Raw genomic sequence first — 26,014 nt, 5'->3', positions numbered from 1 at the left:
CCCCCCCCGGGCCCGGGGGGGGGGGGGGGGGGGGTGGGGGGGGGGGGGGCGGGGGGGGGGGGCCCCCCCCCCCCCCCCCCCCCGCCCCCCGGGCCCCCCCCCCCCCCCCCCCCCCCCCCCCCGACCCAATCCCATGACAAGCTCTAAGCGACCTACCCACGAGGGGCTGCGCCGTTGGCTGGAAACTCACACCAGTGCGCGCAACACCAACGCCAGGATCGCCGGCAGTGCCTGGATCATGAAAATGCGGCGGCTCACGCTGTAGGCGCCATAGCACCCCGCCACCACCACGCAGGCCAGCGAGAACGTCACCAGCACCGGCTGGGCCATCACCAGCCCCGCCACGATGCCTGCCGCCAGGAAGCCGTTGTACAGCCCCTGGTTGGCCGCCAGCACCCGCGTGGTCTCGGCCTTCTCCGGCGTATTGCGGAACGTCTTCAGCCCCAGCGGGCGGGTCCACAGGAACATCTCCAGCACCAGAAAGTACAGGTGCAGTACCGCGACCAGCACGGTCAGCAGCAGCGCGATCAGCGACATCGATTCTCTCTCCTTCGGATGGTTGGGGTCAGTGCACTTTTCCGATGAAAAGGGATCCGACCCAGGAACACTCAGCGCTCGCGCGGCAGCTTCTTCTCTTCGCGCAGCACGCCGAACGCCGCCAGGGTCATGAACCCGGCCACGATCACGCCGCCGATGAACACCACGTGCGAACCGAACAGCGTCAGCGCCTTGTGCACCCAGGTGAAGCCCAGGTCGGCACCGCGGTACACCACGGTGTCAATCGCCGCACCGGCCTTGTATCGCCACTGACGGTCCACGCGCGTGTAGATCGTCTCACGTGCCGGCTTGGCCAGGGCGAACTCGCTGGCACGGGTCATCACCTGCACCATCGCCACCATCAACGGCATCGGCGAGGCGGCCAGCACCGAGAAGCCTATCAGGATGGCGAAGCCGGGAATCAGCAGCGCCGGTGCAATGCCATGGCGTGACAGCAGCCAGCGGGTCAGGCCCACCTGCATCAGCAGCGCCAGCGCGTTCACCGCCAGATCGATACGCGAGAAAAACGCCGTACTGGCCGCCGGATCGGTGAAGGCCGCACGCACGATGCTCGCCTGCTGGTTGTACAGGAGCGTGCCCACGCCCACACCGAACACCACCATGACCGCCAGCCAGCGCAGCAGCGGCTCACGCGCGATCAGCTTCAGGCCATCCAGCACGCTGCCGCCCATCGGCTGCTCGCCGGATACCAGCTGCTGCTCGCGCTCGCGCAGGACCGCCCAATGCCGCAGCCGCCAGATGCACAGCAGGCACACGACCAGGAACCCGGCCGAGACCAGCATCAGGTTGGCGATGCCCACGCGCTGCACCAGCGCACTGGTGATCAACGGGCCGAGAAAGGCGCCCACGGTGCCGGCCGCACCGATGTAACCGTAGTAAGCGCGCGCCTGTGCATTGGAGAACACGTCGGCCATGAAGCTCCAGAACACCGCCACCGCGAACAGGTTGAACACCATCACCCAGAGGAAGAAGGCCATCCCCCGCCCTGGTACGTGGCTGTCGAACAGCGCGTAGAACCCCAGCAGGGTGACGATGAAGAAGCCGTACACCACCGGCAGGAACACCCGGCGTGGGAAGCGGCTGACCAGCCAGCCGTACACCGGCTGCAATACCAGCATGATCAAGAACACGCAGGAGAACAGGAACTGCAGCACGAAGTCCTTGAGCGCGATGCCGTGGCTTTCGAACCAGGCGATCAGCACCGGTGGGAACACCGTCTCCAGGTCGGCCGAGGCCGCCATTGCCTCGCGCACCGGGCGCAGCACGTAGTAGCCGCTGAGCAGGCAGAAGAAGTACAGGAACGACCACCACAGCGCCGGCGACTCGCGCAGCGCCGCGATCAGGCCCTGCAGCGGCCCCTTGCGCGATGCCGCACTCACGCGGCGCCCCTCGCCACAAGACGGCGGTTGGACAGCGGCATCGCAGGCTCCGGGGGCGGTGAAGCGCGTACGTTAGCCAATGCACTGCAACATCGCCAGCACAGGCCCCGCTGGCGTCTGTAACGGCGCCGCAGGACCAGGCCCGGGCGATACGTTCCGATACACACATTCCAGGCGTCAAAATCCCAACTTTTTCAAAGAGATGCGCATTCATCTTCGCTTTGTTTGTGCACAGGCGAAAAGCGGCGCTAGAATCGCCATCAGCAGTCGCGCACGGGTCCAACCGATGAAAAAGAACAGCCTGCGTCGTCCGATCCGTTCGGCGGCCACCGGTTTGCTGGGCATGTTGATGCCCGTTGCCTTGTCCACCACCGCGCAGACCCCGCCGGCGTTGCCACCGATGCCGGCCAACATCGAATCTCCCGCTGCCGTCGCCGTTGCCCACACCCAACCGGCGGCCTACCGCACCGGCCTGGTGCCGCAGGTGCAGGCGCCGGCCGCCGGCTTCAACGTCGCCAACATCGAATCGATGGCGCAGCAGCTCACCTATGGCGAGCGCGTGCCGGGCATGGCCGTGGCGATCGTGCAGGGCGGCCGCATCCTCAGCGCCCGTGGCTACGGTGTCACCGACGTCAACAATCCGCTGCCGGTTGATGCGCACACCGTGTTCCGTCTGGCCTCGTTGTCCAAGGCCTTCGCCGGCACCATGGCCGGCCTGCTGGTCAACGACGGCACCCTGCGCTGGGACAGCAAGGTGACCGACTACGTGCCGGGCTTCCGCCTCAACTCACCGGAAGCCACCGACCGCCTGACCGTGGCCGATGTGCTCAGCCACCGCGTCGGCCTGCCGTACAACGCCTACGATCGCGACATCGAAGGCAACGCCGAGTACTACTCGCTGACCCAGAAGCTGGCCAACACCAGCCTCAAGTGCCTGCCGGGCGACTGCTACGCCTACCAGAACGTGGCCTTCAGCCTGATCGGCGATGTGGTCTATGCGGCTTCGGGCAGCTTCTACGAGCAGTCGGTCGAACGCCGCATTTTCAAGCCGCTGGGCATGAACGACGCCAGCCTCGGCCTGGCCGGCATCCAGGCCAGCTCGCGCTGGGCGCGCCCGCACGTGCGCAGCCGCAACGGCTGGGTCGCGCTGACGCCGAAGCCGACCTATTACCGCGTCGCCCCGGCTGCCGGCGTCAATGCCAGCGCCAGCGACATGGCGCAATGGCTGCTGGCCCACACCGGTCATCGCCCCGACGTGCTGCCCGCGCCGCTGCTGGCCACCCTGCATTCCAGCCTGATCAACACCCCTGGCGAGATGCGTTCGGGCTGGCGCCGCGAGCGCCTGCACTCGGCCGGTTATGCACTGGGTTGGCGCACCTTCGATTACGCCGGCCACGACGTGGTGTTCCATGCTGGCGCCGTGCAGGGCTATCGCGGACTGGTCGCGCTGGTGCCGGAACGCGATCTCGGCATCGCCATCCTCTGGAACGGCGAAAGCGGTCTGCCCAGCGGCCTGCTGCCGACCGTACTCGACTCCGCGCTGGGCCTGCCGGCACAGCGTTGGCTGGACGTGGACACCGACTTCGGCAGCGACAACCTGATGGCCGAGGGGGCAACTCCCGCGCAGCAGGACAAGCGCAAGGGCAAGGGCGCGTCGGGCAACCGTGCGGTGGCCTCGCCGCGCTGATCTGGCGGGCTGGACCGTGAGCGGAAAGGGCGACCCATGGGTCGCCCTTTTTGTTCGCTTTTGTAGAGTCGAGCTTGCTCGACTGATCGGCCAAAGCAGTCGAGCATGGCTCGACTCTACAAATGCCCGGTCAATGCGCGAAGTAGTGCATACCGCCATCCACCGGGATCACCGCACCGGTGATGTATCCGGCCAACGGCGAGGCCAGGAACGCCACCAACGGGGCCACCTCATCCGGTTCACCGAAGCGTCCGATCGGGATGTTGCGGGCGATGAACTCGCGCCGGCTTTCTTCTGTGGGGTGGAGGCGGCCAAGGATCTGCGCGCTGTTGATCCGCCCCGGCGCGATCGCGTTGACCGTGATGCCCTGCCCGGCCACTTCCGACGACAGCCCCTTGCCCCATAGGTGCAGCGCCGCCTTCGCCGCCGTCGCAGCGTTCACTGCACGTGGTTCCATCGATCCACTGAAGTTGATCACCCTTCCCCACCGCTGCGCCTGCATCGCCGGCAGCAGCGCCTGGGTCAGCCGTCGCGCGGCGGAGAAGTTCAGTGCCATCGCTTCTTCCCAGACCTCGTCACCGGCATCCAACGTGGTCGGCCGTGAACCGCCGGCGGCGTTGATCAGGATGTCCACGCGCTGCAGCGCTGCCAGGGACGCGTCCGCGATACGGCGCACGTCGTCGGCATCGGTGACATCGCCCAGCACGATGACCGGCGCGGGCGCGCCTTCGGCTTCGATCTGCGCCGCCAGCACCTGCAGCGGCGGCGCGCGCCGTGCGCTGATCGCGATGCGCACGCCCTGCGCGGCCAACTGCCTGGCAATGGCGGCACCAATGCCACTACCCGCACCGGTCACCAGTGCGGTACGGCCTTCAAGGTTCAAATCCATGGCGTTCTCCTGTCAGCGTGGCCGGTACACCCGGCCCGTGCAGCGCATGCTCTTTGATCACTACTGATTGATAAACTCCAGAAAGGTTTCAGCATTCAACACCCGGGGTGTCAGATGAACCTGTTGGAGAGCATGCAGGTCTACGTGCTGATCGTGGACAAGGGCAGCCTCAGCGCCGCCGCAGCGGCGATGGACATCTCCGCGACAATGGCCGGCAAGCACCTGCGGGCGCTGGAAGCACGCTTGGGCATGCAGCTGCTGAGCCGCACCACCCGGCGCCAGCACATGACGCCTTTTGGCGAGGACTACTACCGGCGTTGCAGGGAGATCCTGTGCCTGGTGGAAGAGACCGACGCGCAGGCCCAGCACCAGCGCCTGGCGCCGGCGGGCACGTTGCGCATCAGTGCACCGGTGATCTTCGGCACGCATGCACTGGTGCCCGCGCTGGCCGACTACATGGTGCGCTACCCCGACGTGCGCGTCGAAGCGACGTTGACCGACCGCGTGGTCGACCTGGCCGAGGAAGGCTTCGAAGCGGCACTGCGCATTGGTACGTTGGCCGACAGCAGCGAGCGGGTCGCACGCGCGCTCACCCCGTATCGGTTGATGATGTGCGCCTCACCGGCCTACCTGGACCGGCATGGTACGCCGCACACCCTGCAGGCACTTGCCGGTCACCAGTGCCTGTCCTTCGAACCGGGCGCGCTGGCGCAGTGGCTGCAGGCCGATGCCGGCGAGCTCGACCGTGCTCCCGACGGCCGCTTGCAGATCAACAACGGTGAAGCACTGCGCTCGGCAGCGCTGCATGGCATGGGCATCATCCTGCAGTCGAACCTGCTGCTGGCAGCGGACGTCGACGCCGGGCGCCTGGTGCAGCTGTTCCCCGACCAGGGCCAGGTCGGTCGGCCGATGCATGTGGTCTACGCGCACGACCGATACCACTCCACCCGACTGCGCAGCTTCCTCGACTTCCTGGTGGAACGTTTCCCACCGGCCGCCGCCCCGCTTGCCGGCGGTAAACCCGCATAAAAAAACCCCCTCCCCGCTGGGCAGCCAGGGAAGGGGGTTTCAGGATGCGGCTATCGGGAAGTACTTAGATCAGCGGCGCCGGGGTTGCCGGCAGAGCGACCGGAGCGGCCTTCTTCTTGCGGGCGGCCGGCTTGCGCTTGGCAACCTTCTTCGCTGCCTTCTTCGGGGCAGCCTTCTTGGTGGCCTTCTTCGCAGTCTTCTTCACTGCCTTCTTGGCGGTCTTCTTTACCGCCTTCTTGGCGGTCTTCTTTACCGCTTTCTTGGCAACCTTTTTGGCCGGCTTACGCGCCGTTGCCTTCTTGGCTACCTTCTTGGCAGTCTTCTTGGTCGCCTTCTTGGCTACCTTCTTGACGGCCTTCTTCGCGGTCTTCTTGACGGCCTTCTTGGCAGTGGACTTCTTGGCTACCTTCTTTGCCGCCTTCTTCACTGCCTTCTTCGCAGTGGTCTTCTTGGCGACCTTCTTCGCAGCCTTCTTCACCGCCTTCTTGGCAGTCGCCTTCTTCGCGACCTTCTTCACTGCCTTCTTGGCAGCGGCCTTCTTCGCGACCTTCTTCACCGCTTTCTTGGCGGCGGGCTTCTTCTTCGCAGCTTTCTTGGTTGCCATGGGATGGCTCCTCGTCAGTGATAGGGAGTTGAAACGCCCAGGTGGATCAAACCCGCAGATGCTGCGTGCGGGGACCGCCGGCGCGTCAGGCGCGCCGTTACGGATGCGGCAATGCCCGCCTCGATCGGCGGAGCGGGCATTGGAACGGGAAGTGCCTTGCATTTCTCCGGGGGAAGCGGGGCCATGTCCACCGTCAGCAGGATCGCGGTGGTCTTGAAGGGGCTGCTTCGCATCGGACGATTGATTCTGCGCACTCGGTTGGGCAGGCAAGGTCTGCTGAGGCGAAACCTAATCACGGTTTTTTTTACTGTCAACAACCCCCGCGAAAAATTTTCACATCCGCACCATCCCGAACGCCGCCCGTGGCGCCGCCCCACCGTGCCCGCAACGCGCGTCGAAGCGGCACGCGCGCACCATGCGCGCAACGGCATCGACGCAAGCGTTGAACAAAAAACACTTGAAATAGGCACTCCGCGAAGATGCATGCAGGTTCGGCGCCACACCGCACGCGCAGCATCGACGGTCACCTGCAGCACCACCAACGCCAGCACAACGGGGCCGCAACGGGGAGCGAAAAGTTTTCACATTTGAACGCGCCCGCGTGGGGTGGAAACGCGGATTTGCGCAAAACTGCGCACGTCCCTCGGCGCCGTTCGCCTGTCGGCTGATGCCGCATCGAGGGTCCGCAACGAACCCGGCGTCATGAGTCCGACGCGGCTGCCGAAACAAAAACGGCCACCCGAAGGTGGCCGTGTTCGAATCGGGAAGCGACGACTCAGTGGTCTTCGTTTTCCAGGGCTTCGGCGTACGCGTCCGGGTCCAGCAGTTCGTTGATCTCTTCGGCGTTGGTCAGTTCGACCACGAACATCCAACCCTCGCCGTAGGCGTCTTCGTTGATGGTTTCCGGCTTGTCGGACAGCGCCGAGTTGACCTCGACAATCTTGCCGCTGATCGGGCTGTAGACGTCCGAGGCGGCCTTCACCGACTCGACGACGGCGATCTGTTCGCCGGCCTTGGCGTCGCTGCCGACTTCCGGCAGTTCGACGTAGACCAGGTCACCCAGCAGGCCCTGGGCGTGGTCGGAAATACCGACGGTGACGCGGCCATTGCCTTCGACACGGGCCCACTCATGGGACTTGAGGAACTTGAGGTCGCCGGGGATCTCGCTCATGGGACTGCTCCAGAGAATTGCAGGGGTGGAAAAAACGGGGCTAGTGTAACCAACCGGCCGCCACTGCTGTCAGTGACGACCGGCATGTTGGGATCAGGCGTCGGCGAGCACGCCGGGCTGGGCCTGGCCTTCGCGCACGAACGGGAACTTGACCACGCGCACCGGCACTTCCCGGCCGCGGATGTCGACGCTGACCAGGCCCAGCTCACCGGCCGGCACGCGGGCAAAAGCGATGCCCTTGGCCAGGGTCGGCGAGAAGGTACCGGACAGGATCTCGCCCTGGCCACCGGCGGTGGTGACCACCTGACCGTGGCGCAGCACGCCCTTCTCATCCAGCACCAGGCCGATCATCTGGCGGGCAGTGCCAGCGGCCTTCTGCGCTTCCAGCACGTCACGGCCGATGAAGTCGCGGCCTTCGTCCAGCGACACGGTCCAGGCCAGCGCCGCTTCATACGGACTGATCTCTTCGTCCATGTCCTGGCCATACAGGTTCATGCCGGCTTCCAGGCGCAGGGTGTCACGCGCGCCGAGGCCGGCCGGCTTCGCGCCCGCCGCCAGCAGGCGGTTCCAGAACGCAACCACAGCGTCCTGCGGCAGCAGGATCTCGAAACCGTCCTCGCCGGTGTAGCCGGTGCGGGCGACGAACAGGGCCACGCCATCATCGGACTGCACCTCCAGCGCGGCGAAGCGACCGAGCTTGGTCAGCGCCTCACGGTCGGCGTCGCGAGCCAGGCCGATGACGATCTCGCGAGCCTGCGGGCCCTGCACGGCAAGGATTGCCAGGTCCGGGCGCTGCTCGACGCTGACACCAAATGGCGCCGCCTGCTCGCGCAGCCAGGCCAGGTCCTTTTCGCGGGTGGAGGCGTTGACCACCATGCGGAAGAAGTCGTCGCCGAGGTAATAGACGATCAGGTCGTCAATGACGCCGCCGCGCGGATTCAGCATGCACGAGTACAGGGCCTTGCCCGGTACCTTCAGCTTGTCGATGGAGTTGGCCAGCAGGCGGCGCAGGAACGGCTTGACCTGCTCACCGCGCAGGTCTACCACGGTCATGTGGCTGACGTCGAACACGCCCGACTCGCGACGCACCAGATGATGTTCGTCAAGCTGGGAGCCGTAGTGGATGGGCATGTCCCAACCCCCGAAATCGACCATCTTGGCGCCGAGGGCGCGGTGGGTATCGTTGAGCAGCGTCTTCTGGGTCATGACCGGGTCCGGCAGCAGAGGAAACAAGAATCCCCATTATCCCAGATCGGTCGCCCGCAGGCGTGCCGCAGCGCAGCGGCGATGTTTGGCCCGCGCTTGGCCGACAGCGTCTTCTACGCAGCGGATTTCGATCGGCTCCGGGTTCTTGTGGCGGGGTCGGCGCTACGAGCGAGGGTCGGCCGCCTCGACCCGCAGCATGCTGCCCTGCACCGCCACCACCCGCACCAGTGCACCGGCCTGCAACTCCGGGCCGGTGACCTGCCAGTACGCGTCATCGATGCTGACCCGGCCCTGCCCACCGACGATGGCCTGCTGCAGTGGCACCACCCGCCCGACCAGCTGCTCGGCACGACGGTTGAGCAACGGCGCATCGCTGGCCCGCGCCCGCGCCCTGCCCCAGCGCCGGTAGCACTGGATCGAGACGACGCTCAGCAACACGAAGGCAACGACCTGCCACAACAGCGGAATGCCGCTGAACACCGCCACCAGCACGAATACCGCTGCCGCGCCGATGCCGATCCACAGCATGAACGCGCCTGGTGCCAGCGCCTCGGCGGCGAACAACAGCAGCGCCAGCGCGCCCCAACCTACGACTTCCCAGCGCATGTCAGCCTCCGATCGGCGGTGGCCGCTTGCCCGCCGGCGCATTGGTCTGGGACGCCAGCGCCTGCTTGGCCAGTTCGGCCACGCCGGCGATCGACCCGATCACGCCACTGGCCTCCATCGGCATCAGCACCAGCTTCTGGTTCGGCGAACTGGCCAGCTCCTTGAAGGCCTCCACGTACTTCTGGGCGACGAAGTAATTGATCGCCTGCACGTCACCTTCGGCGATTGCCGCCGAGACCACCTGGGTCGCCTTCGCCTCGGCCTCGGCCAGTCGCTCGCGGGCCTCGGCATCGCGGAACGCGGCTTCCCGGCGGCCTTCGGCCTCCAGCACGGTGGCCTGTTTCTCGCCGTCGGCGCGCAGGATCTCCGATTGCCGCGAGCCCTCGGCTTCGAGGATCTGCGCGCGCTTCTCGCGCTCGGCCTTCATCTGCCGCGCCATGGCATCCAGCAGGTCGCGCGGCGGCTGGATATCGCGGATCTCGATGCGGTTGACCTTCACACCCCAGGGATTGGTGGCGTGGTCGACCACACTCAGCAGCTGGGCGTTGATCACCTCCCGCTGGCTCAACGACTCGTCCAGATCCATCGAACCGATCACGGTGCGGATGTTGGTCTGCACCAGGGCGATCATCGCCACTTCCAGGTTGGCCACCTCATAGGCGGCCTTGGCTGCATCCAGAACCTGGAAGAACACCACGCCATCCACGCGCACGGCGGCATTGTCCTTGGTGATCACTTCCTGGCTGGGCACGTCCAGCACCTGCTCCATCATGTTCACCTTGCGCCCTACCCCGTACACGATCGGAATCAGGAAGTGCAGGCCGGGCGTGAGGGTGTTGGTGTAGCGCCCGAAGCGCTCGACGGTCCATTCATACCCCTGCGGCACCATCCGCACCGCCTTGAACAGGATCACCACGGCCACGAAGGCCAGTACCACGGTAAAGAACATGGTCGGGAACATCGCGCTTTCCTTATCTATGACGTCCAGGCCCCAGCATAGCGCGTGAAGGCGGCATGCACAGCGGGGGCTACCAGGGCACGCGCCGGCGCAGGATGTCGACGAACATCACCCAGTCGCCCATGAACGAGTACAGCGGATGGCGGAAGGTGGCCGGGCGGTTCTTCTCGAAGAAGAAATGACCGACCCAGGCAAAACCGTAGCCACACAGCAGGGCCGCCAGCAGCAGCATCGGCTGCCCACGCAGGAGGGCCACGACGACCAGCAGCACCACCCCGCAGCTGCCGATGAAGTGCAGCCGGCGGGATATCGGATGGCGGTGCTCGCTGAGGTAGAACGGATAGAACTCGCGGAAGCTGGCGAAGCGCGACATGCGTGTGCCCCGGGGCCATGGTCGGCTCCATCATGCGCCTTCCGGGGATGCGGCGCTGCCGGTGTAGAGCCGAGCCGTGCTCGGCGGCGGCTGGGGCCGCCGAGCAAGCTCGACGCTACGGTGCGGAGGCGCGTGGTCCGAACATGATCACCGCCATGCCGGCCAGGCACAGCGCGGCACCGAGCAGGTCCCAGCGGCTGGGGCGGATGCCATCGACCAGCCACAGCCAGAACAGCGCGGTGCCGATGTAGACGCCACCGTAGGCGGCATACACCCGCCCGCTGGCCGTGGGGTGCAGGGTCAGCAACCAGGCGAACAGGGCCAGACTGGCCGCCGCCGGCAGCAGCAGCCACACACTGCCCCCCTTGCGCAGCCACAGCCACGGCAGGTAGCAGCCCACGATCTCGGCCAGCGCGGTCAGCAGGAACAGACCGAGCGTCTTCATGCTTTCTCCGCCGCCTTGGCGTGCTGCCACAGCGCTTCCTGCGCATCCAGGTCCAGTGCGGCCATTGCTTCACCCTGCGCTTCGGCCTGCGCTTCCATTGCACGGAATCGGCGTTCGAACTTGTGGTTGGCACCGCGCAGTGCCGCGCCCAGGTCGATATCGGCGTGGCGGGCCAGATTGGCGCAGACGAACAACAGGTCACCCAGCTCTTCCTGCAGGCGCGCCTTGTTGCCGGCGATATCGCCACGCTCGAACTCCTCGCGCAGTTCCTGCAGCTCCTCGGCGGCCTTGTCCAGCACCGGAAGCGGACCCGGCCAGTCGAAGCCGACCTTGGCCGCGCGCGACTGCAGCTTCACCGCCCGCTGCCATTCCGGCAGGCCGCGCGAGATGCCGGCCAGCGCGGAGGCATCCTGCTCGCCCTTGGCGGCGCGCTCGGCACGCTTGATCGCCTCCCAGTTGCGCATCACCCCGTCAGCATCATCGACACTGACGTCGGCGAACACGTGCGGGTGTCGGCGCTGCATCTTGTCACTGATCGCACGGGCGACGTCGGCGAAAGCGAAGGCGCCCTGCTCTTCGGCCATGCGTGCATGGAACACCACCTGCAGCAGCAGGTCACCCAGCTCATCACAGAGGTCGTCGAGGTCACCACGATCGATCGCATCGGCGACCTCGTAGGCTTCCTCGATGGTGTACGGGGCGATGGTCGAGAAATCCTGTTCCAGGTCCCACGGGCAGCCGCCCTGCGGATCGCGCAGGCGCGCCATGATCGCCAGCAGGCGTTCCAGTTGCTGGGTGGCAGCGCCGCCGGTGGGGGGGGTGTCGTGCGCGCTCATGCGGCCTCCAGAATCAATCGGACAACCAGTCCCGCCACGGCAGGCTGGTGTCACCAAGGGCAATGAAATCGCCGTTCAACAGGGTTTCACGGCGGTTGTAGCGGAACGGCTTGCCGGTCGTCGCCGACAGCACCGCGCCGCCGGCGGCGTGCAACACGCACTGGCCGGCGGCGGTATCCCATTCCGAGGTCGGGCCGAGCCGCGGATAGACGTCCAGGCCGCCTTCGGCAATCCGGCAGAACTTCAGCGATGAGCCCTGCGCAATGGTCTCGATGCGGCCCATGCGGGCCAGCAGCGCCTCGGTTTGCGGCGAGCGGTGCGAACGGCTGGCGGCCACCCGCAACGGTGCCGTGGCCGGCGTGCGTGTGCGCAGTACGGTGTCATGCAGGCCCTGCCGCCGATAGGCCAGCTCGCCGCGCATGGCATGCCAGACGATGCCGGTGACCGGCGCCAGCACCACGCCGAACGCCGGCGCGCCCTGGTAGATCAGCGCGATGTTGACGCTGAACTCGCCGTTGCGCTTGACGAACTCACGGGTGCCGTCGAGCGGGTCGACCAACCAGTACGCGCTCCAGTGGCGACGCTGCTCCCAGCCCGCCTGTGCAGACTCCTCGGACAGGATGGGCAGGTCCGGGGTCAGCTGGCGCAGGCCCAGTTCGATGACCTGGTTGGCGGCAAGATCGGCCGCCGTGACCGGGCTGTTGTCGTCCTTGATCTGAACGTCGAAGCCATCGGCATACACCTGCATGATGGCCTGTCCGGCTTCCTGGGCGATGGCGATGGCGGTTTCGCGCAGGTCCGTGGTCAGTTTGATCATCGCGTTCCCTGCAGCCACTGGCGGGCGATGAACAGCGCCGCCAGCGAGCGTCCCTCGGAGAAGTCCTCGCGCAGCATCAGCTGGTCGAGGTCGGCCAGCTTCCACGGCACCACTTCCAGCTCTTCCGGCTCGTCGCCAGCCAGTTTTTCCGGGTACAGATCGCGTGCCACCACCAGCCACGACTGGTGGCTCATATAGGTCGGCGCCAGGGTCATCGCGCGCAGCACATCGACCCGGCGCGCACCGTAACCCGCCTCTTCCTTCAGTTCGCGGTCGGCGGCCTGCTCGGGGGTCTCGCCTGCGTCGATCCGGCCTTTCACCAGGCCCAGCTCGTAACGGTGCATGCCGGCGGCGTATTCACGTACCAGCAGCACGGTCTCGTCATCGAGCATCGGCACCACCACCACCGCGCCATGGCCACGGCTGACCAGGCGCTCGAAGCGGCGGCGTTCGCCGTTGGAAAACTCCAGGTCCAGGTGCTGGCGCTGGAAAGGGCCGTTCTCTTCATCGGTGATCCGATGGATGATCGGCAAGCGACGGCCGGCACGGTCATCGTTCATGCGGAATCTCCGCGGCGGCCGGCGCAGGCGTCGGGGCCGATAGAATGTGCAGGCAGCGACATGTTCATGAGCCCGAAATGCTAGCAGACCCAACCCCCTCCCCGCTGGCCCGCCACTGGCGGCAGCGCGACCTGCAGGTGCTGTGGCACCCCTGCACGCAGATGCGTGAACATCCGGACACCCTGCCGCTGGTGCCGATCGCCCGCGGCGAAGGCGCGTGGCTGATCGACCACGATGGCAACCGCTACCTGGATGCGGTCAGCAGCTGGTGGACCAACCTGTTCGGCCATGCCGAGCCGCGTATCGGAGGCGCCATCGCGGCCCAGGCCGGGCAACTGGAACAGGTGATGCTGGCCGGCTTCGGCCACGAGCCGGCAATCACCCTGGCCGAGCGCCTGCTGGCGCTGGCGCCACGCCAGCCCGGTCGCGAGCCGCTGGCCAAGGTGTTCTACGCCGACAACGGTTCGGCCGGCGTGGAAGTCGCACTGAAGATGGCCTTCCAGTTCTTCCAGAACCGTGGTGAACCACGGCGCACGCGCTTTGTCGCGCTGGAGAACGGCTACCACGGTGAGACCCTGGGCGCACTGGCGCTGGGCGACATCCCGCTGTACCGCCGCGTCTATGCTCCGTTGCTGGCCGAGGGCCTGTTCGCGCCCTCGCCCGACGCCTATCTGGCCGAGCCGGGCCAGAGCGCGGCCGAGCGTGCGCGCCAGGCCGCCGACGGCCTGGCCACCTTGTTCGACCAGCACCCGGGCGAGATCTGCGCGGTGATCCTGGAACCGCGCCTGCAATGTGCCGGCGGCATGCGCATGCATGACCCCGTCTACCTGCAGCGCGTGCGCGAACTGTGCGACGCGCATGGCGCGTTCATGATCGCCGACGAGATCGCCACCGGCTTCGGCCGCACCGGCACCCTGTTCGCCTGCGAGCAGGCCGGGGTGATGCCCGACCTGATGTGCCTGTCCAAGGGCCTGACCGGTGGCTTCCTGCCGCTGGCCGCAGTGCTGGCTACGCAGGCGCTGTACGACGCCTTCCTCGACGAATCACGCGAACGGGCGTTCCTGCATTCGCACAGCTATACAGGCAACCCGCTGGCCTGCGCGGCGGCGCTGGCGACGCTGGATATCTTCCGCGACGATGATGTGATCGCCCGCAACCGCGGCATTGCCTCGGTGATGGGCACACTGGCCGCCCCTTTCAGCGACCATCCGCACGTGGCCGATGTACGCCAGGCCGGCATGGTCGTGGCCTTCGAGCTCTCGCGCGGCGGCAACAGGCACACCCCGTTCGACCCGGCGCTGCGGCTGGGCCTGCACGCCTACAAGGCTGCGCTGAGGCGTGGCGTGGTGCTGCGCCCGCTGGGTGACGTTCTGTACTGGATGCCACCCTACTGCGTGGATGACGAACAACTGGAGCTGCTGGCACACACCACGCTGGCAGCCATCGACGAGGCGATTGCATGCGCGTGACCCGCTGCCCCATCGACCTGGCCTTGCACAGCGGCCAGACCGTAACCCTGCCGGAAGAGACGGCCAACCATCTGGTGCGGGTGATGCGCCTGCGTGAGGGCGATGCCTGCGTGCTGTTCAACGGTGACGGACACGACTACAGCGCGACCCTGACGGTGGCCGGCAAGCGCGAGGTGCAGGTCCGCATCGACGCGGTGCAGGCCATCGATACCGAGTCGCCGCTGGCGATCACCCTGCTGCAGGGCATCGCACGCGGCGAGAAGATGGACCTGATCCTGCAGAAGGCCACCGAACTGGGTGTAGCCGCGATCATTCCGGTCAATGCCGAGCGCACCGAGGTGAAGCTGGATGCCGCCCGCGCGGAAAAGCGCGTGGCACATTGGAACAACGTGGTGACTTCGGCCTGCGGCCAGTCCGGGCGCGCCTGCATTCCGCAGGTGGGATCGCCGCTGTCGCTGGCGCAGGCGGCGGCGGCGCTGCCGGCCGACAGCCTGCGACTGACCCTGGACCCGCAGGGCGAACACCGCCTGTCGACGTTGGAGCCCGCTCCGGCAGGCGGCATCGTGATTGCGATCGGGCCGGAAGGTGGCTGGTCACCGCGCGACCGTGATCAACTGGCCGCGGCAGGATTCCAGGGACTGCAGCTGGGCCCGCGGATCCTGCGCACAGAGACGGCCGGGCTGGCGGCGATCGCTGCGTTGCAGGCGCGGCTGGGGGATCTGGGGTAAGGACGGATCGCGCGACCGCGTCGCTCGCCGGGCATCGCCCGGCGCTAGCCGATATCCGGAGCACCCTGGTGGCGCCGGGCCATGCCCGGCCGATGCAATTCAGGCTGCCAGCGAATCCAGCGCGGCTTCCAGCGCGTCCAGGTTCGGCAGCAGTGCGCTCTGCTCACCCAGCAACACACGCATGTGCACGGTCTGCGGCAGGGTTTCCTCGGAGGCGTCGGCCAACAGGCCATCGCGCGGCACCGAGATCAGCTGTGGAAAATTCTGCGTCAGCAGCGCGTAGTACGGCCGCTGCGCGTTGCCACTGAGTGCCTTGAGCACCACGACCTTGTTGTGGCCGGCCACCGGTTCCTCGCCCAGCCCGGAAAGGCGCGCGAACGACACCAGCGGCACCTGCCAGCCGTGCCAGCCGATCTCACCGACCAGCCAGTGCGGTGCATCGGATACCGGCTGCACCGGCACGCGGGACATCATTTCGGCCACGGTGGCATTGGGCAGCAGCACGCGCTCGTGGCCGGCCTGGATCAGGACACCGCGGATCTCGTCATTGCTGGCGTAGCTCATCGTGCCTCTCCGTTGTCGTCTTCCACGCTCCAGCGCGCGGCGATCGCCTGCGCCAGCTCCTGCGGTTCACCGGCCACCTGGCCCGCCGCAACCACGGCCGTGGCCGCGGCGGGGTCATAGCAGCCCTCGCCCACCTGCCCGGCCACCCAGGCACCCGCGGCAGCCAGGTCCAGTGCCGGGCCCACATGGGCCAGATCGGCGCCACTGAGCAGCACCACCGCGGTGTGTTCGGCCGGCAGTGCGGTGAGCGCGATACCGTCGGCATCGTTGTGGAAATGCAGTCCATCGCTGGCCGCGCGCACACCGATGTCATCGGCCAACACGTGCACCTCGCCGGGCACCGCGCGCTGACCCGCTTCGGCCAACAGCACCGGCAACGGCGAAACACGCGACATCTGCTTGACCAGGTTGCCGTAGCGGCCACCGTCCAGGCGCATGTGCACCAGGACTGGCACGCTCAGCGACGCCGGCAGCGCACCGAGCAGGCGACGTAGCGCGTCCGGGCCACCGATGCCGGCCAGCACCAGCAGCGACGCGGCGCGCGCACCGGCCGGGGCGGTGGCATCCAGATCGACCAGGCTCAGGTGATCGGTATCGAAAGAGGGCTGCGGTGCGGCGACTGGCGCCAAGACAGCCGCCGGCACCGGTGCCTCGATGGATTCCTCGACCAGAGACCAGGCGGTGTGATCGAAGGAGATCGGCGGTGCCGAAGGAGCCGGCGGTTCGGGCAGCGCCTGCGGCAGCGATGACGGCGGATCCAACGGTTCGGGCACGACCGGCTGCAGTGCGGCCAGCGCCTGCTCCAGCGCGATCGGCTCGTGCAGGTGCGCCGGTGGCGAATACAGGCTGTCGGCCGGAACGTCGTCGGCCCAGCTCAATGCCTGCTGCAGGTGGGGCTGCAGGGCCTCTTCCCGCGGTGCCGGCGGCGGCGCCGGATGACCTGGCTCCAGCTGCAGGCTGGGTTCTTCCTCGGCACCCGGCGGCAGCACCTGCTGATGGCCATGCAGCTTGGCAGCCAGGTGGCGACCCCAGCGCTGGGCCTCCCAACCATCGCGGCGCGCGGCCAGTTCGGCCTCATCGAACACCAGGGTCAGGCCAGGGGCAGACAACACGGATTCCAGGCGCTCCAGCGCCTCCTCGATGGCCGCTTCCAGTGCGATCACCACGAACTGCGGACACGCTGCCAGCAGGTTCTGCGGCTCCAGGCCGTTCGGATCGTCTTCCAGCACCAGCTGCACGTCGGCGTGCGACAGCGCTTCGCGCAGACGCTCACGCGCCGCGCCGGGGCGGGCCAGCAGGGCAACGGCCGGGGCCGGACGGGCTTCACTCACGGACACGGGCGATCCCCAGCAGGTCGTACACGTTACGCATCAGGTCCAGTTCCTGGTACGGCTTGCCCAGGTAGCGCTGGACACCGATTTCGAAGGCGCGCTGACGGTGCTTGTCGCCGCTGCGCGAGGTGATCATCACGATCGGCACGTCCTTGTAACGTGGGTCGGCACGCATCGCGGTCGCCAGTTCGTAGCCGTCCATGCGCGGCATCTCGATATCCAGCAGCATCAGATCCGGCACGCGCTCTTCCAGCCGCTCCAGCGCCTCGACACCATCGCGGGCGACACTGACTTCGAAGTTGTGGCGTTCGAGGATGCGTCCGGTCACCTTGCGCATGGTCAGCGAGTCGTCGACCACCATCACCAGCGGCACCTGGCGTTCATCGCGCGGCGTATTGGCCAGTACCGGCAGCGTCGGGTTGGCAAGGAAACGACGCACCAGCGGCGCGACGTCCAGGATCACCACCACGCGGCCATCGCCGGTGATGGTGGCACCGTAGATGCCCGGCACCGAGGCGATCTGCAGGCCGACCGGCTTGACCACGATTTCACGGTTGCCAAGCACCTGGTCGATTGCCACGGCGGCCCGAAGGTCACCGGCGCGGACCAGCAGCAATGGCACCTGGTCCTGGCCGTCGGCGCGTGCCGGGGCCTGCCCGACCAGGCTGCCGAGGTCGTACAGCGGATAGTCTTCGCCACTGTAGCGGTAGCTGCTGTCGGCGGCTTCGAAACGCTCGCGCGACAGGCGGCCGATACCACTGACCGATGCCACCGGCACCGCGAACGTGGTTTCGCCGATCTGCACGAACACCGCCTGGGTGACCGCCAGCGTCTGCGGCAGACGCAGGGTGAAGCGCACGCCCTGACCACGCACCGACTGGATGTCGACCGAACCGCCGAGCTGGCGCACTTCGTTGCGCACCACATCCATGCCCACGCCGCGGCCGGCCAGCTGGCTGACCTGGTCGGCGGTGGAGAAGCCGGAGGCGAAGATCAGGTTGTCCAGCTCCTGCTCGCTTGGCTGCGCATCGCTGGCCAGCAGGCCACGATCGACGGCACGGCGGCGGATCGCTTCGCGGTCCAGACCGGCACCGTCGTCGGCCACTTCCAGCACGATTTCCGAGCCTTCGCGGTGCAGACGTATGGCGACCTCGCCCTCTTCCGGCTTGCCGGCGGCGCGGCGCTGTTCCGGCGCTTCCAGGCCATGGGCCACGGAGTTGCGCAGCATGTGCTCCAGCGGCGCGACCATGCGATCGAGGACGTTGCGGTCCAGTTCGCCATGGGTACCTTCCAGCGTCAGGTGGACCTGCTTGCCGGTATCCATGCCCGATTGGCGGACCACCCGACGCAGGCGCGGCACCAGGCCATCGAACGGCACCATGCGCGCGCGCATCAGGCCGTCCTGCAGCTCCGAGCTGACCCGCGACTGCTGCTGCAGCAGTGAATCGTACTGACGCGACAGATCGTCCAGCACGCCCTGCAGGCCGCCCAGATCGGCCGCCGATTCGTTCAGCGCACGGCTGAGCTGCTGCAGCGTGGAGAAGCGGTCCAGCTCCAACGGATCGAACTTGTGGTCGGCCTGGTCCTGCTCGCGCTGATAGCGGGCGACGATCTGGGCTTCGGTTTCCAGGTCGAGACGGCGCAGCTGGTCGCGCAGACGCGCGTTGGTACGCTCCAGTTCGCCCATCGCGCCCCGGAATGCGCCGAGCTGCTGCTCCAGGCGCGAGCGATAGATCGCCACTTCACCGGCGTGGTTGACCAGGCGGTCGAGCAGGTCGGCGCGCACACGCACCTGTTCCTGCTGCGGACGAGCCAGCGGATCTTCATCGACCACGCCTTCGGCCGGCAGCGGCGCCGACAGCGGTGCGTCGAGCAGCGCTGGCACCGGGCCGGCGGCAGAAGCCGGCTCGGCTGCCGCAACAGCGGCCGCGCGGGCAGCTGCAGTCGCCGCAGCGATATCGGTGGTGGTGCGGACTTCAAAGGCCTCGAGCAGATCCTGCGCCGGTTCCACCACTCGGTGGTTGCCAGTGCGGGTCAGCAGCTGGTGGAGACGATCGAATCCACGCTCCAGCAGCTGCACGTCGCGGCGTTCGATCTCGGTGCGGCCTCCGGCGACGGCTTCCAGCAGCGATTCGATGCTGTGGCCAAGGTCACCGATGGCATTGATGCCCGCCATGCGTGCGCCGCCCTTCAGGGTGTGCAGGTCACGTTGCAGGCCAGCCAGTACCTCGCGATCCTGCGGTGCATCGCGCAGTTCGCTGATCAGGCCATCGCAGTGGTCAAGCAGATCCTTGCCTTCCTCGACGAAGATGTCGACCAGCTCGCGGTCGTACACGCTGAAGTCGAGCGCATCGGCGCTGTCATCGGCCAACGGTGCGTCCAGGATTTCCGTCTGCTCGACGAGGGCCACGCTGGCCTCTGTGTCGATGGTCGCAGCTTCGGCTTCGGCCACGTCGGCATGGACGGCGCCCTGACCCGGTGCGTCTTCCAGTTCGAAGAAGCGTACCGGTTCGGCGGCCGCCTGCGGCGCCTGCACCGGAACATCGTCATCCACCGTCGCCGGGGACGGCTGGTCGGCGCTCTCTCCTTCACCGACCGCCGCCTCCCCGCCGACGTCCGCATCCTCAGCGAAGGCTTCCGCTTCGCCCGGCGCGAGTTCGCTGGCCTGCAGGCCGAGTACGGGCCATTGCCCGTCGTCGGCCAGAGTCTGCTCTTCGTCGATCACGTGCAGGCCGGCCTCGAGCGCGGCTTCCAGCGAGACCGGTTCTGCAAAACCCGGCACAGCCATTTCATCCTGCAGGCTCGACAGCTCGCTGTCGAGTGGCAGTGCAGCAGGCCCATCGAAGGCTGCGGGGTCAGCATCGCGGGCGTCATCGAACGACACCCTATTCAGGTCGAATGCGACAGTTTCGTCGGCCACGACGGCCTCTTCGACGTCACGGTCGTCGACCGGCAGCGCGCTGGCGTCCAGGTAGGGCGACAGATCCTCCACGGCGGTCAACCCGGCCTCGTCGGACAGCGACAGCGCAGCGTCGTCTTCCGCTCCGACCGCGGTGACCGGGATGTCCTGTGCTTCGACCGGCGATTGGATCGATTCGAGCGCTGCTGCCTGTGGCTCTCCTTCGCCCGGCACGGACGGCCAGCCTGCATCGAAGTAGCGCGAAAGATCGTCGCTGGCGGTCAGCTCACCGACTTCCAACCCTTCCTCGATTGTCGTTGCGGCGACATCGGCCTCCAGGTCGCTGGATGGCTGCTCCGGCTCCCGCTCGGGTTCGACATCGGCCAGCGGTGCGGCGTCGGTGCCATCGGTCACTGGTGCACCGCCTACCGCTTCGACGGCGGGTTCAGCATCCACCGCGAAGTCGTCGTCCTCTTCCAGGCCGACCATCGGCCAACGCGCTTCCGGCAGCTCGCCGGCCAGCGCCAGCAGGCGCTGCACCAGTGCCTGCTGCGGCACGATGCGTGGCTGTTCGGCCTGCAACGCTTCCATCGTCGCGGTGATCGCCTGTGCGGTCGCATCCAATGCAGCCACGCCTTCGTCACCCGGCACCACGTCGGCGGCCAGCGCGCGCTTGATGTACGACTCGGCCCCCCCGGTCACTGCAGTGATCTCCGGCACTTCGGTCATCGCGAAGGCGCCGTTCATGGTGTGCACCGCGCGCAGCAGTGCGTCGCTGACCGGCTGCGGCGCCTGCTGCGCCGAGCGCAGCCAGTCCTGCAGGGTCGCCTGGTGGACTTCCACCTCGGCTTCAAGGATCTCGCGCAGCACGCTGTCGATGTTGGCCGGCGTGCCGCTGGCTTCGGCGTCCGCCATGCCGTCGTCGGCGCGCACTGCTCCGGCCGCTTCGGCCTCGAGGATGCGGCTGATCTCGTCCTCGCCGTCGGCCTCTGCGACCGGCGCAACCGGTACGGCGGCACCAGGCAGCGGCACGTAGTAGGTTTCTTCGCCGGCGCCGACGCGATCAGCGATGGCCTGGATGGCCTGCAGATCGACACTGATGCGCTGGCCGTTGCGCAGCGCCGCGTTCAACTGCGGCAGTGCGGAATGCGCGGTGTCGACCATCGCGAGCACCGCCGGCGAGGCCGCGCGGCTGCCGTCAAGCACGCGGTTGAGCATGCTTTCGATCTTCCAGGCGAACTCGCCCAGGGTACGTGCGCCGACCAGGCGGCCACTGCCCTTGAGGGTGTGGAAGATGCGACGGATCGGCCGCAGCCGGTCCATGTTGTCCGGCTGCATGCGCCACGCTGGCAGCAACGTACCGAGATTGCCCAGCTCGTCGTCGAACTCTTCCAGGAACACCTCGCGGATGTCCTCGTCGATGTTCTCGGCATCGTCGTCGAAGCCCGCGTCGAAGCCCGCGTCTGCACCGGTCTCGTCGACAACCGCAGCACCAGTCCGTGCTGCCGCCGGAGCGGCCATGGCCTGCGGATTGAAGTCGGCGGCGGCCGCACTCAGCTCGGCGAAGAACTGCGCATCGGCTTCGCTGAAGTCGATGGGCGCGATGGTATCGATATCGATCACCGACACGGCCGGTGCGGTGCTCTCCACCACCGGCATGGCATCGTCGGCCTGCGGCAGGTCGATGGCCGATGCCGTCTGCTCATCCGCGGCGGCATCGGTCCCGTCAACCGCGGGGTGTTCGTCGAGCGGCGACAGCGCCTCAGCATCGACGAACTCCAGCGACGGACGCAGCCCGGCATCGTCGTCCAGCGACAACGTCTCCATCGCGTGGAGCGACAGCACATCATCAGCGTTGTCCAGGGCATCGGCATCGAAGCGGAACACTACGTCGTCGGCGGCAGACATCGCATCGTGCTCGGCGGCGACCGGGTCAAACACCGGCATGGCATCCAGAGCCACTGCGGTGGACAGCACGACCTCGGCAGTGTCATCGGTCTCCAGCGCAGCGTCCTGCTCCAGCGTCTGCGGCAGCTCGGACAGTGACCATTGCGGTGCATCGCCCTGCCCGGCATCGGCGTGATCGAAGCTGACCGGATCGAAGCTGGCGAAGGTCGGACTGCGCTCATCGTCGGCAGGCGCGGCGATCGCGGCATCCGGATGGAACGGCGCCAGCTCCCACTGTGCGACCTCCGGTGCCGGCGCGCTGGAGGCGGCGAATACCAGCGCGGCATCCGCATCCTCGTACGGCGGCGCGGCATGGACAGGGTCGGCGCTGGCTGCGACAGCAGCGGCAGCGGCGGTGCCCGATGCGGCGAACATCAGGCTGTTGCCGGCCACCAGCGGCGCCGGCGGCGGATCGAAGGTGAAGTCCGGCAGCGGCACCGGCACATCACCTGCAACGGGCGCGGCGGGCTGCACCGGAATCTCGATGTGCTCCGGCTGCAGCGGAGCGGCCTGCACGGCGATCGATTCGCGCTCGACCGGTTGCACCGCCAGCGCCACCGGCTCTGCGGCGTTGCGATCGGGCAGCGGCCAGTAGCGCAGCGCCTCGAGGCTGCTGCGGGTGATTTCGAGGATGTCCTCGCGGCCGGGACGGCGGTCGCGCAGGGCTTCCAGGTAGTACTCCAGGCTGGCCATGGCATCGGCCAGGGTGTCCAGCTGGCGCCCGCTCGGCACGCGCTGACGACCGATCAGTTCGGCCTCGATGTACTGCTGCACACCGCGCAGGTAGTCGGCGGCAGTCGCCAGGTCGAGCATGCGCAGCGCACCGGCCACGTCACCCAGCAGGCGCGGCACGTCCTGCAGCTCGGCATGGTTCCAGCTGGTTTCAATGAAAGCGACGAAATGTTCGCGGGCCGCGGAGAAGTTGGCGATGGCTTCATGCGCCAGCACTTCCACCGTGCGCCGGCTCTCCATCGCGCTCGGATCGTCTTCACCACTGCCACCGGCACCCAGATGGGCGACCTGGTCATCCAGTGAGGCATCGACGTACAGCAGCGCGCCGGCGATATCCAACAGCAGGTTCTCGTCGATCTGCTGGCGGCCCTCGACCACGCCACGCAGCGCGTCGCGCTGCTGCACCACTACGCCGCGAGCCACGCCCAGGCCCATCATGCCCAACGTATCGGCCACCGCGCCCAGCTCGTTGGCCTGGGTCTGCAGCTGTTCCGGCGCACCACCGGTGCGCAGGTGCAGGTCCAGCGCGTCCTTGATGCGCAGCAGTTCTTCCTTCACCGCGCTGCCGACCGTGTCGAGCAGCTCGCGGTTGCGTCCGCTCAGGCTGCCACGGGCATGGTCCAGCTCAGCCTCGGTGGCACTGACGCTGTCCGGCGCGAATGCCAACAGCACGCTGTCGGTGACACCTTCTTCGCCGCGCGAGGCACGGATCTCGTTGAGCAGCGGCATCAGCACGATCGGGATATCGCGATGGCCGTTCTGCAGGCGTTCCAGGTAGTCGGGCAGCAGCACGCTGCCGCGCATCAGGGTCGCGCAGGCTTCATCGCGGTCGGCCACGCGGCCGGTACCAATGGCGTTGGCCAGCTGCTCCAGTTCCTCAGCCACCATCGCCGGGGCGTACAGCTCGACCATGCGCAAGGTGCCCTGCACCTGGTGCAGATGGCCGGCACAGATGCGCATGCGGCTGGCATCGGTCGGATCTTCCGCGTAGTACTCGACCTCGTTGCGTACCTGGCGCAGGGTCTCGTCCAGCTCGGGCTTGACCCAACCCAGCGCTGCGTGGCTCATCGCATCGCGCAGACTGCTCATGGACGCGCTCCGTTCGCCGCCGCGCGGTTGCCGCGCGAATTCTGGCGTGGAAAATGGAAATGCTTCATCGACTGGTTCCTTGCTCGCCGCCCTGCCCGCGTCACGCCGGCAGCTTGAAGTCGGCGACCGAACGGCGCAGGTCCGCCGCCAGCTGCGCGAGGTGGCCGATCGACTCGGCGGTCTGACCGGCACCCTGCGAAGTCTGGCCGGTGATCTGCCGGATCACGCCCATGGTGCGGGTGATGTCCGAGGCCGCCGCCGACTGCTGCTGGGCCGCAATGGAGATGTTCTTGATGAGGGTGTTCAGTGCGTTGGACACGCGCTCGATCTCGGTCAGTGCGGTGCCGGCGTCTTCGGCCAGGCGCGCGCCGGACACCACTTCGGCAGTGGTCTGCTCCATCGAGGTGACCGCTTCGTTGGTATCGGCCTGAATGGCCTGCACCAGGTTCTCGATACGTCGGGTCGCGCCCGAAGTACGCTCTGCCAGGCGTTGCACTTCGTCGGCCACGACCGCGAAACCACGACCGGCTTCACCGGCCGAGGCGGCCTGTACGGCCGCGTTCAATGCCAGGATGTTGGTCTGCTCGGAAATGTCGTTGATCAGTTCCACGATCGAACCGATTTCCTGCGACGACTCGCCCAGGCGCTTGATGCGCTTGGAGGTTTCCTGGATCTGGTCGCGGATCTGGTCCATGCCCTGGATGGTTTCGCGCACCACGCCTGCACCCTCGGCAGCGATCACCACCGAACGCTGCGCCACGTCGGCCGACTCGGCCGAGTTGCGCGACACCTGCTCGATGCTCGCCGCGATTTCGCCGATGCGGTCCGACGCCGAGGTGATCTGGTTGGCCTGGTGGCCCGCCGCCTCTGCCAGCTGCATGGCCGTGGCCTGGGTTTCCTGGGTGGACACGGCGACCTTGGCCGAGGTGTCGTTGATGGTGGTCACCAGGTGGCGCAGCTCATCAACGGCGTAGTTGATGGCGTCGGCGATGGCACCGGTCATGTCCTCGGTCACCGAGGCCTTCACCGTCAGGTCACCCTCACCGAGCGAGGAGATTTCGTCCAGCAGCCGCATGATCGCCTGCTGGTTGCGGCTGTTGAACTCCACCTGGGTCTGGTAGCGCAGTTCCTGTTCGCGCGAGCGGCTGCGCACGTTGGTGGAGACAAAACCGATGATCGCGATCAGCGACAGCGCACCGGACACCACGCCGATCCAGAAATTCGGGAACAGGCGGGTATCGGACACCGAGCCGAACGAGGAGAACGCATCGAACAGCTTGCGGCTGTCGTCCAGCATGTGCACCGAGCCCTGGCCCAGCGCGGTGGCGGCCGACTGCGCGGCGAACAGCTGGCGCGAACTGGCCAGGATCGCGTCGGCGTCCTGCTTCATCGCTTCCCACTTCTGCTGCGACTGCTCCAGCGCGGCCACGGCGGCGGCACCGCGCACGGCGGTGATGCCCAGTTCCTCGTTGCCGTTGCGCAGGCCGTCGAGCACCTGCGAGAACACGGTGATGTCACGCGCCAACGCATCGCCGGAGGTGGCCGCGCCGCTGCCACCGGCACGCATTTCGGTTACGCGGCGGGCCATCGAGCCGGCCACCACGACCTGCTGCAGTGCGCTGTAGACCTGCGACGAAGGGGCGCCGGAGGCGGACATCGCCCGCACCAGCTCATTCAGCTGGGCCTGCAGACCCGGCACCGCGCCGGTGAAGTTGTTGGCGTTGCCGGCCAGGGCCAGCACGGCCGGCTCACTGGCGACCAGCTGCCCGGCCTGCTTGCCCAGCGGTGCCCAGGTCTCGCCCAGGGTGGCGATGGCGCCGGACACGCCCGGCTCCTTGCCATAGCGGCCCTGCAGCGTCGATACGTTCTGTTCGATCGCGTTGCGGGTGGCCTTGAAGGCGGTGAAGGCCTGTGCGTTGCCGCCGACCGCGTCACGACCCTGGTTGGCCAGCTGCTGTGACAGCACCTGCAGGTCGGCGGCCTTGGAGCCGGCGTCTGCAAGGCGGCTGCCCTGCCAGGTGGCGACGCCGGTATTGACGCCGAACAGGATCATCGATGCCAGCAGGAGGAACAGCCAGAGGTTGCTGCCGCCCAGCCGCAGCTTGCCGGTTTTGGTGGCGTCCGAAGCAGTACTCAT

The 26,014-nt window shown here is 67.4% G+C and carries 22 protein-coding genes; 5 read left to right on the top strand and 17 right to left on the bottom strand.

Annotated features, from left to right (window positions below; genetic code table 11):
- Positions 1–186 precede the first annotated feature (186 nt).
- Entirely contained in the window at positions 187–537 is a 351-nt protein-coding gene (locus ABH900_RS07930; RefSeq protein ID WP_429622335.1) for a DUF1304 domain-containing protein, read from the bottom strand.
- A 71-nt stretch (positions 538–608) separates the two neighbouring features.
- A complete protein-coding gene (locus tag ABH900_RS07925) occupies positions 609–1,937 on the bottom strand; it encodes an NTP/NDP exchange transporter (RefSeq protein WP_429622333.1) in 1,329 nt (442 codons plus the stop codon).
- A 286-nt stretch (positions 1,938–2,223) separates the two neighbouring features.
- On the opposite strand from ABH900_RS07925, the gene ABH900_RS07920 reads away from it, so the two are divergent.
- Positions 2,224–3,624, top strand: a complete 1,401-nt coding sequence (locus ABH900_RS07920; protein ID WP_429622332.1) for a serine hydrolase domain-containing protein — start codon at positions 2,224–2,226, stop codon at positions 3,622–3,624.
- 130 nt (positions 3,625–3,754) lie between these two features.
- On the opposite strand, the gene ABH900_RS07915 is transcribed toward ABH900_RS07920, so the two are convergent.
- A complete protein-coding gene (locus ABH900_RS07915) occupies positions 3,755–4,513 on the bottom strand; it encodes an SDR family NAD(P)-dependent oxidoreductase (RefSeq protein ID WP_429622331.1) in 759 nt (252 codons plus the stop codon).
- A 114-nt stretch (positions 4,514–4,627) separates the two neighbouring features.
- On the opposite strand from ABH900_RS07915, the gene ABH900_RS07910 reads away from it, so the two are divergent.
- Positions 4,628–5,542, top strand: coding sequence for a LysR family transcriptional regulator (locus ABH900_RS07910; protein ID WP_429622330.1), 915 nt, complete (start codon positions 4,628–4,630; stop codon positions 5,540–5,542).
- Positions 5,543–5,606: 64 nt separating this feature from the next.
- On the opposite strand, the gene ABH900_RS07905 is transcribed toward ABH900_RS07910, so the two are convergent.
- Positions 5,607–6,146, bottom strand: coding sequence for a hypothetical protein (locus ABH900_RS07905; RefSeq protein ID WP_429622329.1), 540 nt, complete (start codon positions 6,144–6,146; stop codon positions 5,607–5,609).
- 111 nt (positions 6,147–6,257) lie between these two features.
- Between ABH900_RS07905 and ABH900_RS07900 the strand changes: the two genes are divergently transcribed.
- A complete protein-coding gene (locus ABH900_RS07900) occupies positions 6,258–6,737 on the top strand; it encodes a hypothetical protein (RefSeq protein ID WP_429622328.1) in 480 nt (159 codons plus the stop codon).
- Between the two features lie 184 nt (positions 6,738–6,921).
- Here ABH900_RS07900 and gcvH read toward each other — a convergent pair whose 3' ends face one another.
- The 9 genes from gcvH to nudE all read right to left on the bottom strand — a co-directional run bounded on the left by gcvH (position 6,922) and on the right by nudE (position 13,118).
- Positions 6,922–7,317, bottom strand: a complete 396-nt coding sequence (gcvH, locus tag ABH900_RS07895; RefSeq protein WP_429622327.1) for a glycine cleavage system protein GcvH — start codon at positions 7,315–7,317, stop codon at positions 6,922–6,924.
- A 93-nt stretch (positions 7,318–7,410) separates the two neighbouring features.
- Complete coding sequence (gcvT, locus tag ABH900_RS07890; protein ID WP_429622326.1) at positions 7,411–8,523, bottom strand: glycine cleavage system aminomethyltransferase GcvT; 1,113 nt, start codon at positions 8,521–8,523, stop codon at positions 7,411–7,413.
- A 162-nt stretch (positions 8,524–8,685) separates the two neighbouring features.
- Positions 8,686–9,129 carry an NfeD family protein gene (locus tag ABH900_RS07885; RefSeq protein WP_429622325.1) on the bottom strand — a complete coding sequence of 148 codons (444 nt, stop codon included), beginning with the start codon at positions 9,127–9,129 and terminating at the stop codon, positions 8,686–8,688.
- A gap of 1 nt (position 9,130) precedes the next feature.
- The gene (locus ABH900_RS07880) at positions 9,131–10,090 is read right to left on the bottom strand and encodes an SPFH domain-containing protein (RefSeq protein ID WP_429622324.1); all 960 of its coding nucleotides are present in this window, start codon (positions 10,088–10,090) and stop codon (positions 9,131–9,133) included.
- A 67-nt stretch (positions 10,091–10,157) separates the two neighbouring features.
- The gene (locus ABH900_RS07875) at positions 10,158–10,460 is read right to left on the bottom strand and encodes an Mpo1-like protein (protein ID WP_429622323.1); all 303 of its coding nucleotides are present in this window, start codon (positions 10,458–10,460) and stop codon (positions 10,158–10,160) included.
- Between the two features lie 115 nt (positions 10,461–10,575).
- On the bottom strand, positions 10,576–10,905 hold the full coding sequence (locus ABH900_RS07870) for a YnfA family protein (RefSeq protein ID WP_429622322.1): 330 nt from the start codon (positions 10,903–10,905) through the stop codon (positions 10,576–10,578).
- Positions 10,902–11,741: a nucleoside triphosphate pyrophosphohydrolase gene (mazG, locus tag ABH900_RS07865; protein ID WP_429622321.1), complete on the bottom strand. Its 840-nt coding sequence runs from the start codon at positions 11,739–11,741 to the stop codon at positions 10,902–10,904. The genes ABH900_RS07870 and mazG overlap by 4 nt, the downstream gene beginning before the upstream one ends.
- A gap of 13 nt (positions 11,742–11,754) precedes the next feature.
- Positions 11,755–12,558, bottom strand: a complete 804-nt coding sequence (gene cysQ, locus ABH900_RS07860; protein ID WP_429622320.1) for a 3'(2'),5'-bisphosphate nucleotidase CysQ — start codon at positions 12,556–12,558, stop codon at positions 11,755–11,757.
- A complete protein-coding gene (gene nudE / locus ABH900_RS07855) occupies positions 12,555–13,118 on the bottom strand; it encodes an ADP compounds hydrolase NudE (RefSeq protein WP_053506078.1) in 564 nt (187 codons plus the stop codon). The genes cysQ and nudE overlap by 4 nt, the downstream gene beginning before the upstream one ends.
- 77 nt (positions 13,119–13,195) lie before the next feature.
- Between nudE and bioA the strand changes: the two genes are divergently transcribed.
- Together bioA and ABH900_RS07845 are read left to right on the top strand one after the other, a co-directional pair.
- Entirely contained in the window at positions 13,196–14,587 is a 1,392-nt protein-coding gene (gene bioA / locus ABH900_RS07850; RefSeq protein ID WP_429622319.1) for an adenosylmethionine--8-amino-7-oxononanoate transaminase, read from the top strand.
- Positions 14,578–15,315, top strand: coding sequence for a 16S rRNA (uracil(1498)-N(3))-methyltransferase (locus tag ABH900_RS07845; RefSeq protein WP_429622318.1), 738 nt, complete (start codon positions 14,578–14,580; stop codon positions 15,313–15,315). Before bioA ends, ABH900_RS07845 begins: the two co-directional genes overlap by 10 nt.
- A 99-nt stretch (positions 15,316–15,414) precedes the next feature.
- On the opposite strand, the gene ABH900_RS07840 is transcribed toward ABH900_RS07845, so the two are convergent.
- From ABH900_RS07840 to ABH900_RS07825, 4 genes are all read right to left on the bottom strand, one after another.
- Positions 15,415–15,879 (bottom strand): chemotaxis protein CheW, encoded by a 465-nt coding sequence (locus tag ABH900_RS07840; protein WP_429622317.1) that lies wholly within the window; start codon positions 15,877–15,879, stop codon positions 15,415–15,417.
- Positions 15,876–17,216 (bottom strand): chemotaxis protein CheB, encoded by a 1,341-nt coding sequence (locus tag ABH900_RS07835; RefSeq protein WP_429622316.1) that lies wholly within the window; start codon positions 17,214–17,216, stop codon positions 15,876–15,878. The genes ABH900_RS07840 and ABH900_RS07835 overlap by 4 nt, the downstream gene beginning before the upstream one ends.
- Positions 17,203–23,877 (bottom strand): Hpt domain-containing protein, encoded by a 6,675-nt coding sequence (locus tag ABH900_RS07830; RefSeq protein WP_429622315.1) that lies wholly within the window; start codon positions 23,875–23,877, stop codon positions 17,203–17,205. Before ABH900_RS07830 ends, ABH900_RS07835 begins: the two co-directional genes overlap by 14 nt.
- 100 nt (positions 23,878–23,977) lie before the next feature.
- Positions 23,978–26,014, bottom strand: coding sequence for a methyl-accepting chemotaxis protein (locus tag ABH900_RS07825; RefSeq protein ID WP_429622314.1), 2,037 nt, complete (start codon positions 26,012–26,014; stop codon positions 23,978–23,980).

This window comes from Stenotrophomonas sp. AN71, assembly GCF_050435725.1.
Taxonomy (GTDB): Bacteria; Pseudomonadota; Gammaproteobacteria; order Xanthomonadales; family Xanthomonadaceae; genus Stenotrophomonas.
The sequence above is the reverse complement of the archived record's forward strand: the minus strand, read 5'-3'. Positions and strand labels throughout refer to the sequence as shown.

Excerpts from the sequence above, each read along its gene's own strand:
- ABH900_RS07870 (WP_429622322.1), bottom strand. The coding sequence starts at position 10,905 with ATGAAGACGCTCGGTCTGTTCCTGCTGACCGCGCTGGCCGAGATCGTG.
- bioA (WP_429622319.1), top strand. The coding sequence starts at position 13,196 with ATGCTAGCAGACCCAACCCCCTCCCCGCTGGCCCGCCACTGGCGGCAG.
- ABH900_RS07830 (WP_429622315.1), bottom strand. The coding sequence starts at position 23,877 with ATGAGCAGTCTGCGCGATGCGATGAGCCACGCAGCGCTGGGTTGGGTC.
- ABH900_RS07905 (WP_429622329.1), bottom strand. The coding sequence starts at position 6,146 with ATGGCAACCAAGAAAGCTGCGAAGAAGAAGCCCGCCGCCAAGAAAGCG.
- gcvH (WP_429622327.1), bottom strand. The coding sequence starts at position 7,317 with ATGAGCGAGATCCCCGGCGACCTCAAGTTCCTCAAGTCCCATGAGTGG.
- mazG (WP_429622321.1), bottom strand. The coding sequence starts at position 11,741 with ATGAGCGCGCACGACACCCCCCCCACCGGCGGCGCTGCCACCCAGCAA.
- ABH900_RS07915 (WP_429622331.1), bottom strand. The coding sequence starts at position 4,513 with ATGGATTTGAACCTTGAAGGCCGTACCGCACTGGTGACCGGTGCGGGT.
- cysQ (WP_429622320.1), bottom strand. The coding sequence starts at position 12,558 with ATGATCAAACTGACCACGGACCTGCGCGAAACCGCCATCGCCATCGCC.
- ABH900_RS07885 (WP_429622325.1), bottom strand. The coding sequence starts at position 9,129 with ATGCGCTGGGAAGTCGTAGGTTGGGGCGCGCTGGCGCTGCTGTTGTTC.
- ABH900_RS07920 (WP_429622332.1), top strand. The coding sequence starts at position 2,224 with ATGAAAAAGAACAGCCTGCGTCGTCCGATCCGTTCGGCGGCCACCGGT.
- ABH900_RS07845 (WP_429622318.1), top strand. The coding sequence starts at position 14,578 with ATGCGCGTGACCCGCTGCCCCATCGACCTGGCCTTGCACAGCGGCCAG.
- ABH900_RS07825 (WP_429622314.1), bottom strand. The coding sequence starts at position 26,014 with ATGAGTACTGCTTCGGACGCCACCAAAACCGGCAAGCTGCGGCTGGGC.
- nudE (WP_053506078.1), bottom strand. The coding sequence starts at position 13,118 with ATGAACGATGACCGTGCCGGCCGTCGCTTGCCGATCATCCATCGGATC.
- ABH900_RS07880 (WP_429622324.1), bottom strand. The coding sequence starts at position 10,090 with ATGTTCCCGACCATGTTCTTTACCGTGGTACTGGCCTTCGTGGCCGTG.
- ABH900_RS07840 (WP_429622317.1), bottom strand. The coding sequence starts at position 15,879 with ATGAGCTACGCCAGCAATGACGAGATCCGCGGTGTCCTGATCCAGGCC.
- ABH900_RS07875 (WP_429622323.1), bottom strand. The coding sequence starts at position 10,460 with ATGTCGCGCTTCGCCAGCTTCCGCGAGTTCTATCCGTTCTACCTCAGC.
- ABH900_RS07930 (WP_429622335.1), bottom strand. The coding sequence starts at position 537 with ATGTCGCTGATCGCGCTGCTGCTGACCGTGCTGGTCGCGGTACTGCAC.
- ABH900_RS07900 (WP_429622328.1), top strand. The coding sequence starts at position 6,258 with ATGCCCGCCTCGATCGGCGGAGCGGGCATTGGAACGGGAAGTGCCTTG.
- gcvT (WP_429622326.1), bottom strand. The coding sequence starts at position 8,523 with ATGACCCAGAAGACGCTGCTCAACGATACCCACCGCGCCCTCGGCGCC.
- ABH900_RS07910 (WP_429622330.1), top strand. The coding sequence starts at position 4,628 with ATGAACCTGTTGGAGAGCATGCAGGTCTACGTGCTGATCGTGGACAAG.